Source organism: symbiont of Argiope bruennichi (assembly GCF_051094275.1).
In the GTDB taxonomy this organism is placed as follows: Bacteria; Bacillota_I; Bacilli_A; order Mycoplasmatales; family SG1.
The window spans coordinates 447,791-468,552 of the sequence record NZ_CP070274.1 but is presented as its reverse complement, the minus strand read 5'-3'; the positions used below and the strand labels follow the sequence as shown (position 1 = coordinate 468,552).

Below are 20,762 nucleotides of genomic sequence, written 5' to 3'. Positions count from 1 at the left end.
ATCCATCAAAGATCGAGGATTTAGAAAAAGATTGGATGGTAAAAAGTTATTTAACCGACTCCCATCAATTGATAGTACTTTTGAGTTAAATGATTATCAGTTTCACAAACTAAGAAAAATTATTGAATATTTCAATGCAGAACAAGATGAATTATTTTATGAATATTTACAAACCAAAAAAATTGGTAATATTTTAAAAAATATTCATATTAGTTGGCCTCTTTCTACAATTTCTTACAAATTTTTGTTAAGAGATAATGAAAAAATTCCTTATTTTCAAGTTTCTACATTTCCAACCATAAAAGACATTGATGCTGTAGAAAGAGTATATCAAGAAATATATGATTTAAACGCTTCATTATGTGATCGAATGATTGACTATTATTTACCTTCCAATCATATTTCACATATTACTGAAGAAACAAATGAATTTATTGAATATTTTTTGCATAAAAAAGATGAAAACGATAACAATTCTATTTTAGTAACGGACAATAATGGTTGAAAATATTACAAAAATGGTATTTTAGACAAACAAATTTATTTTCTAGATTATGGAATTTTTTTCATTACTTTTCAAAAAAACTCATCTTTGGGATTTTATGGAAATATGGTTGATAATATTGAAAATAGTAATTTTATTTCTGTTGATAAAAAAAAAATTAAATTTTTCTTAAAGGATAATTTAAAAGTTGTTATCAAAAAAGATCATTTAAGACAAGAAATTGAAATAAATTGCTATAAATTATCAGATATTATTAAAAAAATTAAAATTAAAAAAGTTCTTAATTATAAAAATTATCGGGTTGATGGATTACATTATAGTGCTATTAAAGTTTATCAAAGAGAAAATATGCAATGAAAAATAAAAAATGAGTATCTTCAAGCCACTTATATTAAATATAAAAATAATGCTCTTGCAAGAACAAATTACATTTATAATTTAAGCACTCCCAAAAAAAGAATTTTTAAAAATTCGATTGTCTTTGACTTAAAAGACTTATCTTTTAAAAAAATTGCTACTTAAGTTTAATATTTTTGATATTTTTTTTGAAAAATATTTATTTTAAAATAAGAGAGTAAATTTAAAATAAAATTTCTAAAATTCCTCATGTTATACACATTCCACGATATAGATACTAATGATTTTAGTAGCTTTATTACTAAAAAACAATTATTATTTTTTAATGTTTCTTCTGTTGAAGAAACTTTTAATGAATTAGTTAGATATTTTATTGAACTTCAAAATTATCAACCAGAAAAAATTTTAGAATTAAGTAATCTAGAAAAAAAAGACTACAAAACTCTTTTAGAATTGTTAAAGAAAAATGTAGAAGAACTAAACAAACAATATAATTTTAAATATTTTTTTTCAACAGAATCAATTTATCACAAATTTATTGAAATATACAACAAATATAAAAACTATCAAAATTCAGAATTTAATGATGACATTAAAAAAAAAATTTTTGATACTTACAAAACTTTTCTTTACTATAGTATTTTTTATGTTCCAATCCATATTATGGGGCTTCCAATTTTTAATGAAAATGGAGAAATTTTTTATAATTTAAATGACATAAAAGATATTTATGATGAAAAAACTTTTTTTGAATTTAAAAAAAAAATTTTTAAAAAAGTTATTAAAAAAGATTTTTTATATAATAACATTGACGAAAAAATTCATATAATTACAGAAATTTATCATAACTTTAAGGCCACTAACTCAAAATTAAAAGAAAATAATTTTTCAAAAAACGTTCAAACCCTAATGAAAGAGTTTTACAACGTAAGTTATTCTGAAAATTTTTTTAATTTTTTAGACAAAGTTTATGAGTGAAAAATTAATAATCGAGATAAGCTTCAAGAAGAAACTAAAAAAAATTTTTTAAAACAACTTCTTTCTACCTTAGACGCAAATGATTTATTTAATCTTTTTTTTCAAGATTATCTGTCATTATTAAAAAATTTTACAAATTTTAGCTTAGATTTTTATTTTAAAGACAAATTTACAACCGACATTCTGAACCATCAAATATTTTTGGAAAACAATATCTTTATTGATGAGATAAAAAAACAATATCTAGAATTTTCAAATATATTTGAAAATTTATCTGAAACATTTTTTTTGAATTTTTTTAAAACTAGTAAAATTGATGCTATTTTCTCAAAAGAAGACGACGATAATTTAATTAAAGAAAAAAAAATTTTTTTTGAAACTTATAAAAAAAAATTTGTAACTAAGATTAAAAGTAGTTTATTAAATTATTTTGAAGCTAAAAAAAACACCTCATTACTTGGCGAAAAAAACAAAGAAGAAATTCAAAAATTAATTGAAGATATTAAATATGAAAATAATAATTTAATTTGGTTATTGCCAAAAATTCAAAATATTTTGAATTTATTTATTAATTTAAATCCTTCTCAACCAAAAATTAATGAAAATATTTCAGTTTCCAATAATAAAATTGATGAATTGAATAAATTTATTTTTTTACAAGATCAAGCTTTGTTGATACAAAATCAAGCTTTGTCGCTTGATCAAAAATTTGATAAATTTATAAAAAAAGTTCAAAATTTAAAGATAAATAGTAGAAATTATTACTTGACCAAGTATTTTTTTGATGAAGAAAATAAAGTAGCAGTAAGAGATTTTTTTGTTTTTTTATCAAGACTTGACTTTGATACTTTTTCTAATATTTTAAATTCTTCTAATAGTAAATTAATTATTGACAAAAATATGATAAAAACATTAAACCATGATAAATTAATAATTTTGGATCCTTTGGATGAATTTGAAAGAACTGCAACTGAGTTTATTACATATATTGATCAAAAAGATGATGATTCTTTTTATGATCACCTAATTATGAATATTTTTTCAAAAGCAGATCGTTTATTTGATATCTACAATAAAAGATTAACCGCGGTATATTATCCAAATTTTTCAGACGATTTTAAAAATTTTAGGGATGATATTGAGAAAGAGCGACAAAAAACTGCCACTGGTTCTAGATCTTTAAGACTTGAAAATCTTATTTCTAAGATTAACAATATTTCTTTAAAAATGTTTGATATTTTAAAAACAGTTTACAAAAATGATCTTATTAATAATAAAAATGAAATTACTGGTAATATAGCCAATAATTTGTTTATTGATGATGAAATTTTTTCTTGATCTGGGATAAGCAACAAAAAATATGTCGAGTATTTATTTGATAAATCATTAGATAATTTAGATAAATTAAAATATGATTTAGCGATAGGTACTGATAACTTTTCTATTCTTGAAAATTTTTCTTACACACTAGCCAATAAAAGTTTTATTGATTATATTTATGGAATTGATCAAAATACAAAAGAATTGGCCTTAAACTCCTTAAATAAAGATATTATCAAATTAGCACCAAAAAACCTAAATTACAAACAAGAAAACACCAAAGATTTTTATAATTGAGACAACAACACTGATAAATCACTAAATGATTTAATTTCTGAATTTGGTATTTTTAAAAATAGTATTTATGCTGTATCGGATTCAAAAACTAATTGACAAAACACATTTAAACAATTTATTAAACAAACAAAAGGGATTTTTGAAGAAAATCAAAAAAAACTTTCCAAAAAACATTGTGAGTGAATTATTAAAAAAATTAATGATAATAGTGCTTTTTATGAATATAAAGAAGGAAATACAGAAAAATTATTTCGTTACTTAAACAATAAAAATACTTTACAACAATTAAATAATTTTAAAATCAATGAACAACCTTATCATAACAAATACCTATTTAAAGATAATTTAATTGATTTTTTAAGTTTTTTACTAAGTTCAGGGAAGGGAACAAATTTTTATATCCTTGATACTTATTACAAAAATTCTATAAAATTACAAGATGAATTTTTAAAAGTTAATAAAGATTTTTTAAACCATTTTTTGCTTTATGAAATTAAATTTTACGGGTACAGAAATTTTTATCATTTACAAAAGAGTTTAAGTCTTTCCCAAATTTTTATTCAAGGATCAGACAAATACGATTTTGATAAAATTGAAAATACAATCAACTTTGCTAGTAAAAAAGCTGTTTTAGATGAATTTTTAACTGATGACTTTATTAATAATTTCAATCTCTGACAAGAAAAATTTTTAAACAAACACATCCTTTTTTGCAAACAATACTATAGTTATTCCAATACTTCTTATATTGGAAGTTCATTTAACTCAGAAATTATTCAAAAATTAAAAATTTTAAATGAAAATCGTTTTGGAACATTTCTTGATAATTTTTTAACAGATGAAAAAATTTTAGAAAAATTAAATTCATATCATTCAAAAAAAGATCACAGATCATATCAACTTATTTCTCAATTTGATATTAATGGAAGTGAATGAAAAAAATTTATTGAAGAACAAAATAAATTATTCAATCGGGCAATTGAAATTTTAAGAAAAAAAATTGAAGAAATCGAAAAAAATTACAAAACTATTTTTTATTATCGAGAAGATGGACAATTTATTGAAAACCCCCTACCTGACTTGAATAAACTTCAAAATAAAGAAAAAAATAGTGGTTATTTAATTGAATATTTTTTTCATAAGTTAAATAATTTTCGTTCTGAACAAGATAAAATAATCAAATACATTACTCATTACAACATAATTAATGTTCCAATCGCTTACACAAACAGTATTATCGATATTTATAAGGGTCCACAATCTAGCAATAATACCATTGATTTTGTACCAAATATCAACAAACCTAGTCATGAAAAAGTAGTTATTAAAAAAAACCCTAATGCCTATATTGAGTCCTTCCTATCAACTTATGCAATAAAATTTTATCTTGCAAATAAAAACAACAATCAACAGGCTTTTTTACAAATTCCTTATGTTTCTCGAACTTTTAAGGTAAAAAAAGTTAATTATTATGACAACAACAATAGAATAGTATTTGAGGCTGAAAACAACTACAGCGTTGTTTTTTATTTTTTTGACTTCCAAGGAACTAGCTTAGTTGTAAATAAAGATAAAAATATTACCATCGACAAGAATTATTTAAAAATGCCAGAAACTAAAGTCTTAGAAGTAAATATTTTCCACGATAATAAAACTTCAGATAATTTTTTAATAAAAAATATTGGTTTTGCAAATAATGTTAAAAATGATCGGATAGAAGTGAAATCATTTGGAGTTATTGATAAAAAAGGTGATATTTCAAATTACTCAGTAAGTGATTTTTTTTCAACGAAAAATAATATTTTTTTATCATCAATAAATCGCTTAAGTACTTACTTAAAAGAAAAAGACAAAGGAAAAATTATTAATAGTAAAAAATCACAAATATTTATTTATGAATGAGATAGCTTTTTTAATAATTCTATTTTTAACATCAATAGAATAGACAATGATAAAATTTTAGAATTTTTACTAAGACATAATATTGATATTATTGAATTTAACACACCAGATAAGAAAAAAATTCCATTATATGCAATTGTTATTTTTACAATTGCAATTACATCACCAATATTTATTTTTAGTTTTTATAAGCTTAATAAAAAAATAAGAGCAAAATTACTAGTAAATAAAATAAATTTGAAAGATAAAAATCAAGATAAATAAATATGTTATATTTAATTGAAAATATTAGTACAGAGTATTTAAAAAGTATTCCCAATGAAACAAAAGATGATGTTATTAAAATTAACAAATTAGTTGAATTTGTTGAAAATTTTCAACAATTTTTAGTTGATCTAAAAAAATCTTATAAATTAGTTGAAACAACAGATATTTTTAATAAAGATTATTTAAAAAATTTAAATCAAAATGCAGAAATTTTGAATAAAAAATATCAGTTCTCAACAACTTTTTTTAAGACATCACATTTATATTATAAATTCATCATTATTTATGAAAAATATAAAAACTATCAAGAAGCAGAATTTACCCAACAAGACAAGTTAACTATTAAAGAAACCTACAACAAATTGCTACTTGGATCTGGATATTTTTTTATTAATGAATTAAAAAGTCTACCACTAATAGATAAAGAAAATAATCTTTTACTAGAATATGATGCGCTATTATCACTAAATAATTCAGAAGACTTAAAAAACTTAAAAAAAAATATTTTTTTTAAACTTAAAAAAAATAATTTTTTTTCAGCCAATTTTAATTTAATTTTATCAAAATCTAAAATATTGTTTAACTATTTAGAAGCAAATAAACAATTATTTTATGAATATTTTTTGAATCAAACCGATAGAATGAATACTTTTACAAGTATTTTAGAAAAAAATATTTTTTTAGGTTATTCGAAAAATTTTTTAAATTTCATTGATTATATGGGAAATAATTTTCAAGACACTCATTCTCAACAATCCCTAGAAAACGCCAAAAAATTTTTTTGACAGATGAATATTGATGATTTTTTAAATTTCTGATCATTGCCAGATAATCTAGAAAAAGTTAAAGATAAACTAGACCTTACCTTTCACTTAAGAACCACTTATTTTTTTGTTGAAAAAACAAAAAAAATTTTTCAAAGAGAAAACATCCATCTATTTTTTACTTTTTACCCTTTAATGACGAAAATAAAAGAACTTGAATCTTTTATTTTGACTTATACATTTAATCAAGAAATTGATTCTGAAAATTCAGATTTATTAGATAGTTTTATCAAAATAAAAGCATCTTTATTTAATCCTGAATATTTGAAAAATATTTTTAAACAAATTTGACAAAATTTTTGTGATTTATTATTCTCAGAAATTAACATTGATTTAGAAAATTATGATCATAGCAATAATTTTATTAGCAAAAAAACTTATGACTATTTAAAAGAGAAAAAAGCAAAATTAGAAAGCATTGTAAATAAATTTCAAGAAAATATTGAAAGTAGTGATGTTTTAAAAGATTTTTTGATAAATTCAAAAGAATTGTTACAAGAAGCAGATTTAATTTCTAATATTTTTAATGATAATTTGTTGATAAAAAAAATTCAAACTGAAAAATATCAAAATTTTCTAAATTATCTTAGAAAATTAAAAGAAGGTTTAGACAACAAAAATATATTTAATTCACTTGACCCTTCCACAGATGATTGAGACAATAAATTTTTCGAAACCTATGAAAATTTAAGTATTAAAGATTTTTTAGATAAAAAATTAACAAAAGAACAAATCTTAACTTCATTAGAAAAAGAAATTGAAAAAAACTTTTTTCACACTTCATCATATACATCCAAAATAATTAGCCACAACTTAGATTTTTTTGATAATGATATAAAAAATGATCAATACTTTTATAACTTATTTACAACCACTTTTTCTAATAAAGCCGATTCAATAAAAAGAATAAGATCATCGATTCAAACAATCTCTCATGAAAATTTTTTATATAATAAAAATTTTTTTATTGAAAGTTATTTTTTATTTAACAGTGAATTAAAAAATTGTATTTTTGAAACTTGAAAAAGATTAGAAAGTAAATTTTTAAATTTAAAAAAAAAATCTCTAATATATTGAATTACCACAAAAAATATTGAAATTTTTTCAAATGATTATGAAAAAAATATTTTTTTGGATTCTAATGGAAAAATAATTGATAATTTTTATGATTACTTATTAATCATTTTAAAAGATATTTTGCAAAATGAAGAAATTGAAAAATTTGATTTTTCTTTAATAAATATGTTTCAAAATTATTTAAATTTTTCTAACTTAAATTTTTTAAAAGATACAGATTCATCAGATCCAAATAAAAAATTTAATTTTTTTTCTTATTTAGAAAAAAAAATTCAAAAAATTTTTAATGAATATCAAGATAGCAACTTATTTTTTGAAAATAATGATGCCCATAATCCAAATAATTTTTACAGTTTTACGGATATTGAAAAATACTATCAAGATCTTTCAATAATTTTTCCAAAAATAAAAGAAAAAAAAACCTTATCATTATCTGAAAAAACTAATTTTTTTAATGCAGTAACATTTTTTTTATCAAAAAATAATTTAACATCTTTCATTAATGATCAAGAAAAACGATCAAGAAATTTTATAGAACTTACAAGACATTCTTCATTATTTAATTCCATATCTTTTGATTGAAACAAAAAACTAAATATTTTCAATTATTTAAAAGATGATGAATTTGATAAATATTTAATTGATGATCAAGAATTTTTTGACGATTATTATTTTATAGAAAATAAAGAATTTTCTCAAAATAATTATTATTTATTTAAAAATAATTTAAAAAATTATTTAAATTATTTGTTTTTAAATAATAAATTTAAAAACCTAGACTATTTAAATGGGCTAAAGGAAAAATATTTAACGTTTGAAAAATATTTAAATCAAAAACTTAAAAATTTTTTAAAAAACGAATATTTTGACCATAATTCAAGGAAATTTGGAATTAAATATCTTGGTTATGAAGATTTTAATCATCTTTCAACTTTTTTACCTCTTGACTATGATGAAAATCTTTCAGAACTTTTGCAATATGATAAGTCTTTAATAATTAAAAAAATCAGTGATGTAACCTTTAATAATTTAGAAAAATATTTTGAGAATAATTTTATTAATGAGTTTAATAACCATCAACAAAAATTTTTAAATAAACATGTATCTTTGGTAGAAAAATACTATAACGATCATGGTGTTTCATACATTGGTTATGGATATACCAAAGAAAACACTTCTTTAGAAGAAATGAAAGTCTTAAACGAAGAATTTTTAGATGAAACAGAAATTTTATCAGAAATTCACAATATTAAAAAGATGAGCGACAAAAATTTATTTTTTGAATTAGAAAAGTACAATATAAATCAAGAAATTTATCAAAAATTTTCTCTTCAGCAAGAAAAGCTAAACGATATATTTTTTGATGAAATTGATGAAACCTATTATGAATGAAATAAGAAAAATGTTGTTCATTTTTTTAAAACAACTGGCCAAATAATTAAAAACTTTTTTCCAAATATTGACCAACTTAAAAATTTAAAAAATAATATTAAAGGCAAAATAGTTAAAGTTTTTACAAATAATTTTTCAAATTTTAAAAAAGAACAAGAAGAAATTTTAGAAGAAATTAAAAGCACTAAAAACAATAGCGAGTTAATGAAAATTTCTGATCAAATTATTGCTACAGAAAATAGTGTTATCGAAGACATAGAATTTCCATGATCTAATTTTGTTCCAAGAAATCTTAAAAATTATCACAGTTCATATTTTAGAATAAAAGAAAAAAATCAACAAATAGATTCATATTTTGGTCTTTCTTTATTTGGGATCAAAGGACTTATTTACAGTGCAAACAATAATCAAAACAAAGGATTATTTTATTTTTCTTTTCTTCATAAAACTTTTCTTTCCGATGATATTTTATTTTCTGATAGAAATAATAAAATAGAATTTATCACAAATGATCAAAAATATCAAATAACTCTAAATTTTGTACCATTTAAAAGAGATGATTTAGAAAACCAAGAATTAAAAAAAGTTATTGAACTTCCAGACATTAAAAATTTAAATTTACAAATTAAAAACTTACAAGATCAAACAACTAACACATATTTAGTAAAAAATCTTAAGTATTCTACAAGTTTGGATGATAAAAAAGTTATTGTAGATTCTTTTGGAATTGTTGAGGATAAAAACAATCCTGATAAAGTTAAAAATTTTATTTTATTTGATTTATTAAATAATAAAAAAAACATATTTATAGCATCAAATCATACCTTTAATAAAAATGCTTTGAAATTAGAAAATATAGATGAAAAATTATTTGTTGGTTCTTGAAAAAATTTTTTTGAGCAAAATAATTTTTTCAGTTATAACTTTTTAGATCCAGTTGATTACTTTGCTAACAGTAGTTTTTTAGAAAAAGATAAAAATAAAAAACTTTTTTATGCAACGATTTTTTTTCTTATAATAATTATGTCTTCTGTATTTTTGATTTCTGGAAATAAAATTTGAAAAGAAGTCAATAAACGATTAACTTATTTAAAAAATCAAAAAAATAATAAAAAATAATGCAAAAAATTGCTTGTGACATTGTTTACATTAAAGATATTTCTTTAAAAAAACATAATCTAGAAAAATTTTTGTCTTTTTTTGAAAACGAAAAACTAAAAAAAATTAAGAATCGCCAAAAAAAAAGACATTATATTGCTGGAATAATAGCAGGTAAAGAAGCAATATTTAAAATTTTTAATCAGATATTTGATTTTTCATCAATTAATCTAATTGATGAAAATAGTAATCATTTACCAAAAATTTATTTTAACAACAATCATATAAGCTTATCTATTTCACACGTTAAAGATTATGCGATTGCAGTAGCAATTCTTGATAATTAATTGCTTTATTTAATTTATAATTAATTAATGAAAAAAAATCAAGATTTTTTTGATTTAAGTACTTATTTTATTGATAAATTAAATTTAAATAATTTATCAATTGAAGAATTACAATACAAAAGAAAATTTTGTTTAAACGCTTTATATTTATCATATTTAGATGAGCTTTTAAAATCTAATGTTTTTGGATTTCAAAAAAATAACTGTAAAAATGTCTATTGAAAAGAATATTATTTTTGAAAAAATTTTTACTTTCCAACTTTTGATTACATGTTAGTTTATGCAAGAGATATTTTTACATATAAAAAAGGTAATATTTCCTTTACTGCAAAAGAAAGTTGAAAAAGAAACAAACGCGAAGATAAGAAAGAATGAAAAAACAAGTATCTCTTAAAAAGTTGATGAAATAAAAATGATGATAAATTATATATTGAAGAAAATGATAAATTTTCTTACTTACCAGATGATGTTATTGAAGATAAATTTATAAAGGCAAAATATGGCGACTTTATATTTACAGATTCATTACCTTTTGGCAAAATAAGTTTTGCAAGAACTAACAATATTTTTATTGATAATCATATTGTGATTTTTAAAGGCAATCAAAAAATATGTTTTGAATTATATTATTATTATTTTTTTAATGGAAACTCTTATTTATTTGAACATAATATTTATAATGGGCTTGGATCTCCACAATTTACCAAGTGAGGTTTTGATGCCAGTTGAATGATTATTCCCGCAAACTTATATCAACAAGCAAATTATATAAAAATGTTTTATGAACTTGAAAAACAAATTAGTTTGTTAATAAAAATTAGAAGAAAATCAAGAAACATTTTACATTTTTTGGGGAAAAATTGTCTTGATGATAAAACTTATAAATTAAGTGATTTAGTAGAAAAAAGACGTCCTTTAACAATAACTATCACTGATTTTTTTGATTGATTAAAATATCCAAGAGCCGATCATTTAAGACATACAGTTTATCCTTGAAGGACAATAACTGCTGGTTATCAATGAACAAAAATTAATAAAATTTTATATTCTGAACCTGCAAAAGAAATAAATTTAGAAAGGTCATGTTATAAAGAAAAAATTGGTGACATTATTATTTCAAAATTTTATGGAAAAACTTATAACCCTTATTTAGTTGATAGAATTAACTTATATGCTTTTTCATCTGTTAATCCACCCTATTTTTCAAAATTACCAGAAATTTCAACTCATGTAATTTTATGATCTATGCTTGGACAAAACTTTTATCAAAGATTTGGAAATAAATGAAAAAAAGGTTCTGCAATAAATACAATTCATCAAAAAAGATTTTTTAATGAAAATTTGCAACTAATAAAACCAAAATATTATCACCTAACAGAACATTTGTCTAATGTTTACAATTTTTGTGCCAAAAATATTTCAAAATATACTAAATTACGTGAAGAGATTTCTAGATTATTGCAAGATCCTGCAGTAATTGAGGATGAAACTTATGAAAAACATTTGCAAGATATGTTTTTATTAAGTCAAGCAGCTAAAGAAACAAATATTTCTTCATTAAATCAAAAAGTTAAACATGAAAATATGTCTTTTTTAGAACAAGAAAACAAAGAAAATGTTGAAATTACTCAACAAAAAATTTCTGTAAAATCCGAAGAAAAAGAAGTCAATTTATTTCATAAAAAGTGATGAAAATTTTGAAAATAAATTAAATTTTCAAAAACATTTTTAAGAATAATAGTATTTAATACTTTAAAATTTATTTTGTTATAATAAAAAAAATAAAAAAATCTTTATTTTATTAAAAAGAGGAATTATGTTTATTTTTTATTCTGCTTATTGTTGCAATTCTTCAAAAAAAATAAGGGAATGAATGAAAAAGAATAATTTTCCCTTTAAAGAAAAAAATGTTTTAAAAAATAAATTAGAAACTGATGATATTAAAAAACTTTTAGAACTTTCTAAAAATGGTTTTGCTGAAGTTATTAGCAAAAAGTCAAAATATTTTGATTACGCCAAAAAAAATCTCGATAAGATGTCATTTGATGAAGCAGTAAAATTTATTCAAAAATATCCAAACATTTTGAGAAGACCAGTTGTAATTGATGACGAAAAAAATATTAAAGTAATTGGTTTTTCTGAAGCTGAATTTGAAATTTTTTTAGATGATGATATTATTATTAAAGAAGATTTATAAAAATTGAAGCAAAAAAAACCTAATTATTCAATATCAAATAAAATTTTAGATCAAGAATTAATTAATAAATTTCTAAAAAAATTTAACTCTTTTTCGCAAAAAAATAATTTTTTTTTTGTAATTGGAGGGGATGGTTATTTTTTAAGAGTTCTCAAAAAACATATTAATCTTTGAGATAAAATAACTTTTTTTCCCTTATTTTCTGGAAGTTTAGGTTTATTTTATTCTTTTTCTGTAAACGATTTTCTAAATTGTAAAAATTTTTTATTGGAAAAAATTGATACAAAAAAAGTTTATCCTTTATTAATTAAAGGCTTACCAAACTTAGAACTTCAAAACAACCTTTTTTTTGCTATAAATGAATTTAAAATTATTAGTCTAACGACTTCAATTACCATTGATATTTTTTTAAATGATAAAAAATTATTTACCCATGTCGGATCTGGAATTTTATTTTCAACTTCGTTTGGATCTACTGGAATTGCTAAATCAAACAACAATACTTCAATTATTTATCATAAAAAAAACTATTTTCAAATTTCAGAGATTTTTCCTTGTAATAATAAAATTAATAAATCATATGATTTTTCAATTTTATTTGAAGAGAGCGATATTATTTTTTTTAAAATTACCAAAAATATTAAAAATGCTAAATTTTTTCATGATAATGCTGAAGTTAATGTTGAGTTTTTAGAAAATCAAAAATATCAAGTATATTTTGATAAAACTAAATATTTTAATTTTGTTGTTGAAAAAAATATTGATTTAGATTATACTTTTTTTCAAAAGATTTTTGGTTAATAATTTAAATAATTAACAAACAAAAACAATTTTTAATAGAAGATAACATCCGTTAAAATATATGGATCAATTGTTTCAATTTGATAAAATGCTTTTTTGGTAGCAATTTTTGCATATTTTTTAATTAAATTGGTTAATTTATCAATATTTTTTCAATTTTCTTCATTTTTTAGCAATTCATTAATGGTATAAAGAAGATTATTTTTTATTTTTTTAATATTATTTTTAATAATTCCTAAAAAAATAATATTTAAATAATTTTCATTAACTTTTTTTTTCTCAATATCAATTAGGATCGAGTTAATTATTACCCCAGAACTACCAATTTTTTTTCTTTTGTTGATCGAACTATCATTAACACTAATGATTTCACCATTGTAAACAAAATTTGCTTCGGTATCAATCGAAATATCGGGTAGCACCATACATTTTTTATTTTTTAAGCCAACAACGACACCATTTTTAACAACAAAAATATTTTCTTTTTTCACCTTACATTCAATAGCAGTATCCCTGTGTTTGCATAACATAAAATATTCTCCATGCATTGGAACAAAATAATTTGGTTGAATTAAATTTAACATTAACTTTTGCTCTTCTTTTGAAGCATGTCCGCTAGTATGCAATGAAACCCCACCACTTATACTACTATTAGTAATCACATTAATCCCTCTTTGAACCAAATCATTAATAATTTCTTGGACTGAAAGAAAGTTACCAGGAATTGGATTACTACTAAAAATCACAGTGTCTGTTTTATCAAGAATAATTTGGCGATGTTCATCTTCAGAGATTCTTTTTAAGGCACTTAAAGGCTCTCCTTGACTTCCAGTACAAATAATAACTTGAGTACTTTTATCAATTAAATTAATATTTGTCACCGGGACAATTAAGTTTTTGCTCACAGTAATGATTTTTAATTTAATGGCAACATTAATCATTTTTTCAATGCTTCTACCCAAAATAATTACTTTTTTTTTATATTTTTCAGCAACTTTTAAGATTTCATTGATTCTTCAAATATTACTGGCAAAAGTACTAATAATAATTCTGTTTTTAATTTGAGTGAAAATTTTTTCAATCGTTTGTGATATATCTTTTTCACTTTTTGTAAATCCTTGAACCATGGCATTGGTTGAATCACTTAAAAGCAAATCAACTTTTTCTTTACCAGCTTTGGCAATATCATAATAGTCTGCAAAATTAGTAACAGGTGAAAAATCAAATTTAAAGTCTCCAGTAGTTACAATTGTCCCATTAACAGTTTTTATGACAATTCCATGAGCATCTGGAATAGAGTGATTTACTCTGAAATATTTAAAACTAAAATGATTTGTTTTATAAGTTAAGCCATGAATAATTTCAATGACTTTATCACAAAAGGTATTTAATGTTTTGTGATAAACATCTTTTACTTTTAAATTTATTAATTCTAAAGCAAATTTTGGAGCATATATTGTTTTTGGTCTGATATCTTTTAAAAAATAATTAATGGCACCAATATGATCTTCATGTCCATGCGTTATCACCAAATAAACATCTTTTTTGGTCTCTTTTAAGTAAGAAAAGTTAGGAATTATCGCATCAACAGCAATTGTTGCATCGGGTAATCTAATTCCAACATCAAAAACTAATATTTCATTTTCATGCTCAATACAATAACAATTTCTTCCAACTTCATACAAGCCACTAAGAAAAAAAACTTTTGTGACATCACTATACTTTTCCCTTTTTGCCTGATCAAAAGATTCATTTTCCTCTAAAGAAAAAATATTTTTTGGTAAATTGTTATTTTCTAATTCATTTAAGTCGATAGAATCATTCATTTATATTTCATGTCATTCGCTTTCTATTTTTTTTTCTAACTTGTCTATGTATAAAATACCATTTAAATGATCTAATTCATGTTGAATCACAATTGATTGATATTCATGAAAAGTTTTCTGAACTCATTTATTTGAAAAAATATCAAAATATTTAATTTCAATAAATAAGTATCTAGGTACAAAACCAAAATAATCATTATCAACACTTAAACAAGACTCACCGCCACCAAGATAACATTTATGAGTTGAATGTCTTATTATTTTTGGATTTATAATCCCATATTCTTCATGTTCTGAAAACTTAATGTAAATTATTTTTTTTAATTTACCAAGTTGGACCGCACTAATTCCAACTGCAATCTTACCTTCTTGGTAATTTTTTTTTTGAGTTTTTAAGACAAAAGATCTCATTTTTTGAAAAAGTTTTAAGTCTTTTTCTTGTAAAGGCAAAGCAACATCTTCTGAGCTTTCTCTTAAAATAGGGTCAGTATCTTTATAAATTTTGATCAATATAATAAGTTTTTTTAATGATTATTTATTTTTTTATATTTAAGTCAAATAATAGAACAAATTTTTATTAGTTTATTTTAGCACTTTTTTAAAAAAATTATTTTAAGAAACCGAATAAATTTAAAAAAAATAAATTAATTATTTGAAAAACACTTTTTTATAGTTTAAGTTAAAAATTTTTATTTTATTAAAAAATTTATTAAAATAATTTAATATGATAATTTTTTTGATTATTTCAGTTTTTTTACTAATAATTTCATTTTTATACTTAATTTTTTGAGTTTTAAAAATAAAATTTGACAAAGTTAAGCTTCAAAACTTTTCTCATACGCTTATAAATTTAATTTTTGCGATTATTGTTTTCACTGCAACTTTAGCCTTAACAATTTATTTATCAATTAAAAATCATCAAAGTTACGAATCTATAAATTATTTCAGGGTTAGTATTTTTTTTTAAAAATTTATGATTAATATTTCTTCTTATGTAAAAAAAGGCAATGTTAGATTAGATAATCAAGACTGAGTTGACTTTGCTTTTAATAAGGTAGGGCACGCTTTTGCAGTATTATGTGATGGTATGGGAGGACATTATGGGGGAAAGGTTGCTGCCAAAAAAAGCTGTAATTTTGCCATTAAATCTTTCTTAGAATTTAAAAATTTTTATCCAACAGAATTAGAAATTAATAATTTTTTAATTTTTTTAATTAAAGATATCATTCGTTATTTAAAGCAATTGTCCTCTGAAAACCAAAATCTTTTGGATATGGGGACAACAATTGTCATTGCATATTTTTTTAAAAATAATATTTATGTTGCCAATGTTGGCGATAGTCGATGTTATTATGTTTCTAAAAGTAGCATTAAACAAATTACAATTGATCAAAATTTGTATAATAAAATTAAGAGAGACGAAAACTCCTTACAAGAAAACAATAAGGCAAATAAGTCAATTTTGTATTCTGCTGTTGGTCCTTTAAAAAATTTTAAAATAGATACTTATTTAATAAGTCCAACAAGCGGCTGAATTCTTTTATGCAGTGATGGTATTTACAGTGTTATTGATGAAAAAACCATTATTGCCACAATTATAAGACCCCTGCCATTAAGTTATAAGTGCGAGCTTTTACTAGAAAATGCAATAAAATTTCGATCAAACGACAATGTTTCTGCAGTGTTAATTGAATTTGATTTTTTAAAAAAATAATATGTTCTTTAATGGAGAAATCTTAGATCAAAGATATTGTATTAAAAAATATTTGGCTGAAGGTGGCATGAGTCATGTCTACTTGGCATTTGATAAGATTTTAAATGAAACCATTTGTATTAAGTCAATTTCTTGACCAAACGAGGATGATAATAATTACAAAACAATTATTAACAGAATTCAAAGAGAAATTATTATTTTATCAAAAATTAGAAACCAAAACATCATTCATTTTTATGATGTTTTTAACTACAAAGATTTTATTTGTATTGTTATGGAATATGTAAATGGCACAAACTTAAAAAAAGTTATTTCTGATAAGAATGGTCTTTTATTTAGTGAAGGAATTGATATTTTTAAACAAATTTTGTCGGGAATGATTGAGGTTCATAAAAAAAATATCATTCATCGTGATTTAAAACCCCAAAATATTTTAATAACTAATTCTGGATTAGTAAAAATAACTGACTTTGGAATTGCCTTAATTGAAGGTGAAAAACATTATACAAAATCGCAAAATATTGTTGGTAGTCTTCAATATATGGCACCAGAAAACTTAGAAAAAAAAATTTCTAAAAAATTAGATATTTACAGCCTTGGAATTATTTTATATGAACTTTTTACCAATACTTTACCTTATCGAGGAAAAAATAATATTTACAATCACTTTTTTAACGTAAAAAATTCAGATATTTTAGATGTATCCCAAATAAATTTCAAAATTCCCAAAGAAATTGACGCTATTATCAGGAAATGTATTCACTTAGATGTTAATAAAAGATATAATAATTGCGAAGAAATATTAGTAGATATTAATTGCATTGAACGTAAAACCCCTTTAATATTTGCCATTACCAAAAGTAAAAATAATTTTTGATCAAAAATTATTTTTTGAAAGAGAAAAAAAAATGAAAGTTAGTGTTTCTGTTTTATCTTTGGATTTTACCAAAGCAAAAGAGGAAATGAATGAAATTTCGAAAGTTGCAGATTTTATTCATTATGATGTTATGGATGGAAGATTTGCTCCAAACATTTCTTTTGGACCAAAAATATTGAAAGATTTAGCTACTTTAACACCCTTAAAATTCAAAGTTCATTTAATGGTTATTGATCCGGTTATTGTTTACAGATGGTTTCTTTTACCATCTGTTGAAACAATAATTTTTCATTTTGAATCTTTAAATTACTATGAAATTCCAAAATTTATTTTGGAATTAAAAACTGGTAATGTTCGAAAAAAAGTTGGAATTTCCATTGAAACAAAAACAAATGTTGAACAAATTTTTGAATATTTACATTTAGTTGATGAAGTTTTAATTATGAGTGTAAAATGCGGCTTCTCAGGCCAATTATTTGATCCTTCAAGTATTTTAAAAATTAAAAAACTAGTTCATTTCAGAGCCCTTAAAAACTTAAATTTTAAAATTGCAGTTGATGGCGGTATCAATGATGAAACTGGGGCAATGGTTGCAAAAGAGGGTTGTGATATTTTAATCGCTGGCAGTTATATATTTGAAAATAAGGGAAAAGAAATTAAAAAAAGAATTTCTTTCTTAAAAGAGTTGTCAATTTAATTTGTCTTAATGAACAATTTATTTATCATTACCACCAACAAAATAAAAAAAAAAATTATTTTTGATAAAAGTGATTTTTTTGTCGGGGTTGATGCAGGGTGTGAATACATTATTGAAAACAACAAAAATTTAACAAATAATTTTTTAGCCATTGGTGATTTTGATAGCATTACTTCAAAATATCAAAAACAGTTAAAAAACTATTTTCAAAAAATTATTATTAAATCAAAAGAAAAAAACAAAACCGATTTACATTTAGCTCTTGATTATTGCAATAAACACTTAAATTGTTCTCAAATTAAAATTTTTGCTGATGGTAGAAGAGAAGATCATTTAATTTTTGCTTTATTTTTAATTGCAAAAAAGTATGCCTTAAAAATAAAGCAAAAAATTACTTATTTTTGCATCAATAATATTTTTTATCTTTTGCCTCAAGGAACACATAAAATTGAAAAAAAATTTTTTTATTTTTCAATTTTTACTTTCTCATCTGCAATTATTAGTTGTAAAAATTGCAAATGACCTTTAAAAGATCAAAAAATTTCTAAAAATTATCTTTCATCAATTAGTAATGAATTTACATCAGATATCTTACATGTTGAAGTGAAAAAAGGTTATATTTTTTTAGTTCAATCAAAAGATTAAACTAACAACTTAAATTTTTTTATGCAAAAGAAAAAAACTATTTTAAAAATTGCTATTTTAGGACTAAGCTTAGCAATTTCAACAATTTTTTCTTTTATTGAAGCCTATTATTTTATTAAATTTCCAGGAACTGGAACTTTAGAACTTCATTTGATACCCTTATTTGTGATAAATTATTTATTCAATGAATATTATGGGATTTTATTAGCAACAATTTTGCTAACTTTTAATTTCTTTTTTATTCCTTCAAATATTGTTTCTGCTTGAAGTTTTTTACTAGATTATGTTTTACCAACATATGGAGTAGTTATTTGATTTTTTTTTTACAATCTTTTCTTCAAGATTAAATTACAAACAATATCTTTAAAAAGTTTTTTTAATTATTTTTGATTAATATTGGTAATTTTTCTCTTCAAATGGGGCTGTAATACTGCATCCGGGCACTTATTTTTTCAGGTCAGCTGATTAAAATCTTTATTGCTAAATTCTACTTATAATGCAGTGACTTTTATTTTTTTTCTTTTAATTTATAAAAAAGTTAGAATTATTGTTAATAATTATCATGAAAAATACTACTAATTAAATTTTTTCCATGTTAACCAATGATTGTGCCTTAAAAATTTTATATAAATTAATAAAAACAAATAATAAAAACTTATTTGTTAATTATTTTTCTTTTTATTTCCTTTATCAGCACAAATTAACCAATAATGGAATGAAAAAAGCAACTTTTTTTCATCTTTTAAAAAAATGAGAAATAAATTATTTTTTTTCTTCAAAAATTACCAACAACAATCAATTCCATTATTTTTTATTTATAAAATTAAAAGATCAATTACATTTAATAAAAATTTTAAAAATTTTTAAAAATTTTGTAATTTTTTACGATCCTTTTTTCAAAGTTTCTTTTACCTCAATCAAAAAACTTTCTTCAATTGCCATGGCACCAATTTTAGTGATTCCCAAAAAAACAAAAGAAAGACATTATTATTTTTTAGAAAGCTTTAAAAGCACTTCAAAAAGTGGATTAAAATACTTATTCTTAGACTTATTTTTAATTTTTAATTACTTATCTTTTGCAGTTGTCTTTCATGTTTTTTTTCTATCAAGTTATGAAATTACCAATTTATGTTTTTATTTTTTACTTTCATTTTTAATTTATTTTTCAAAGTTTTATTGTGAAAGAAAAATTTTAAAATTAGAATTTTTATCAAAATCTAAGTTTCAAAAAAATATTTTTTCTTTAATAAAAGTATTGTTTCTTTTCTTATTATTATTTGCAACATCATTTTATCTTTTTTGTTTTTTTTTGCTATTATTTACGATTTCAATTTTAATTTTTTTAAGCTACAAATATTTTTTAATTTTTAATTTTCGATTTGAAAAAGTAAATCAAATAAATTTAGAAAAAAATCAATTTATTTTTGGATCTTTATTTGTTTTTATTTTATCATCAATTTTATTTCACAATTTCCTTTTACACAATAAAGTTGAAATTTTCTTTCTTTTTTGTGTTTCCTATGTAACTTACTTTTTTTACTTAGAAATTAACAAGATTATTAATTATTTTATTTATTTTGAATAAAAAAAATAGGCACTTTTGGTACCTATTTTTTAATAATAAAAAGATTTTTTTAGTTT

General features: G+C 21.4%; 16 protein-coding genes. 14 read left to right on the top strand and 2 right to left on the bottom strand.

Annotated elements, in window-relative coordinates:
* Positions 1-31 precede the first annotated feature (31 nt).
* The 7 genes from JTY60_RS02250 to JTY60_RS02220 all read left to right on the top strand — a co-directional run bounded on the left by JTY60_RS02250 (position 32) and on the right by JTY60_RS02220 (position 13,362).
* Complete coding sequence (locus JTY60_RS02250; protein WP_434414497.1) at positions 32-1,027, top strand: hypothetical protein; 996 nt, start codon at positions 32-34, stop codon at positions 1,025-1,027.
* Positions 1,028-1,111: 84 nt separating this feature from the next.
* Entirely contained in the window at positions 1,112-5,623 is a 4,512-nt protein-coding gene (locus tag JTY60_RS02245) for a hypothetical protein (RefSeq protein WP_434414496.1), read from the top strand.
* Positions 5,624-5,625: 2 nt separating this feature from the next.
* The gene (locus tag JTY60_RS02240; RefSeq protein WP_434414495.1) at positions 5,626-10,038 is read left to right on the top strand and encodes a hypothetical protein; all 4,413 of its coding nucleotides are present in this window, start codon (positions 5,626-5,628) and stop codon (positions 10,036-10,038) included.
* Positions 10,038-10,364 (top strand): 4'-phosphopantetheinyl transferase superfamily protein, encoded by a 327-nt coding sequence (locus tag JTY60_RS02235; protein ID WP_434414494.1) that lies wholly within the window; start codon positions 10,038-10,040, stop codon positions 10,362-10,364. The genes JTY60_RS02240 and JTY60_RS02235 overlap by 1 nt, the downstream gene beginning before the upstream one ends.
* Positions 10,365-10,391: 27 nt before the next feature.
* Positions 10,392-12,071: a hypothetical protein gene (locus tag JTY60_RS02230; protein ID WP_434414493.1), complete on the top strand. Its 1,680-nt coding sequence runs from the start codon at positions 10,392-10,394 to the stop codon at positions 12,069-12,071.
* 109 nt (positions 12,072-12,180) lie between these two features.
* Positions 12,181-12,561: an ArsC/Spx/MgsR family protein gene (locus JTY60_RS02225; RefSeq protein ID WP_434414492.1), complete on the top strand. Its 381-nt coding sequence runs from the start codon at positions 12,181-12,183 to the stop codon at positions 12,559-12,561.
* Between the two features lie 3 nt (positions 12,562-12,564).
* Complete coding sequence (locus JTY60_RS02220) at positions 12,565-13,362, top strand: hypothetical protein (protein WP_434414491.1); 798 nt, start codon at positions 12,565-12,567, stop codon at positions 13,360-13,362.
* A 32-nt stretch (positions 13,363-13,394) separates the two neighbouring features.
* Here JTY60_RS02220 and JTY60_RS02215 read toward each other — a convergent pair whose 3' ends face one another.
* Complete coding sequence (locus JTY60_RS02215) at positions 13,395-15,188, bottom strand: ribonuclease J (RefSeq protein WP_434414490.1); 1,794 nt, start codon at positions 15,186-15,188, stop codon at positions 13,395-13,397.
* Positions 15,189-15,698, bottom strand: coding sequence for a peptide deformylase (gene def / locus JTY60_RS02210; protein ID WP_434414489.1), 510 nt, complete (start codon positions 15,696-15,698; stop codon positions 15,189-15,191).
* Positions 15,699-15,912: 214 nt separating this feature from the next.
* On the opposite strand from def, the gene JTY60_RS02205 reads away from it, so the two are divergent.
* The 7 genes from JTY60_RS02205 to JTY60_RS02175 are packed head-to-tail and all read left to right on the top strand — an operon-like array spanning position 15,913 to position 20,706.
* The gene (locus tag JTY60_RS02205) at positions 15,913-16,155 is read left to right on the top strand and encodes a hypothetical protein (RefSeq protein WP_434414488.1); all 243 of its coding nucleotides are present in this window, start codon (positions 15,913-15,915) and stop codon (positions 16,153-16,155) included.
* A 6-nt stretch (positions 16,156-16,161) separates the two neighbouring features.
* Positions 16,162-16,902 carry a protein phosphatase 2C domain-containing protein gene (locus JTY60_RS02200; protein ID WP_434414487.1) on the top strand — a complete coding sequence of 247 codons (741 nt, stop codon included), beginning with the start codon at positions 16,162-16,164 and terminating at the stop codon, positions 16,900-16,902.
* Position 16,903: 1 nt separating this feature from the next.
* Complete coding sequence (locus JTY60_RS02195; RefSeq protein WP_434414486.1) at positions 16,904-17,821, top strand: serine/threonine-protein kinase; 918 nt, start codon at positions 16,904-16,906, stop codon at positions 17,819-17,821.
* Positions 17,811-18,476, top strand: a complete 666-nt coding sequence (locus JTY60_RS02190) for a ribulose-phosphate 3-epimerase (RefSeq protein ID WP_434414485.1) — start codon at positions 17,811-17,813, stop codon at positions 18,474-18,476. Before JTY60_RS02195 ends, JTY60_RS02190 begins: the two co-directional genes overlap by 11 nt.
* 9 nt (positions 18,477-18,485) lie before the next feature.
* Positions 18,486-19,121, top strand: a complete 636-nt coding sequence (locus JTY60_RS02185) for a thiamine diphosphokinase (protein ID WP_434414484.1) — start codon at positions 18,486-18,488, stop codon at positions 19,119-19,121.
* 21 nt (positions 19,122-19,142) lie between these two features.
* Positions 19,143-19,700: an energy-coupled thiamine transporter ThiT gene (locus JTY60_RS02180; RefSeq protein WP_434414483.1), complete on the top strand. Its 558-nt coding sequence runs from the start codon at positions 19,143-19,145 to the stop codon at positions 19,698-19,700.
* Positions 19,701-19,713: 13 nt separating this feature from the next.
* A complete protein-coding gene (locus JTY60_RS02175; protein WP_434414482.1) occupies positions 19,714-20,706 on the top strand; it encodes a hypothetical protein in 993 nt (330 codons plus the stop codon).
* The last annotated feature ends 56 nt before the right edge of the window (positions 20,707-20,762 follow it).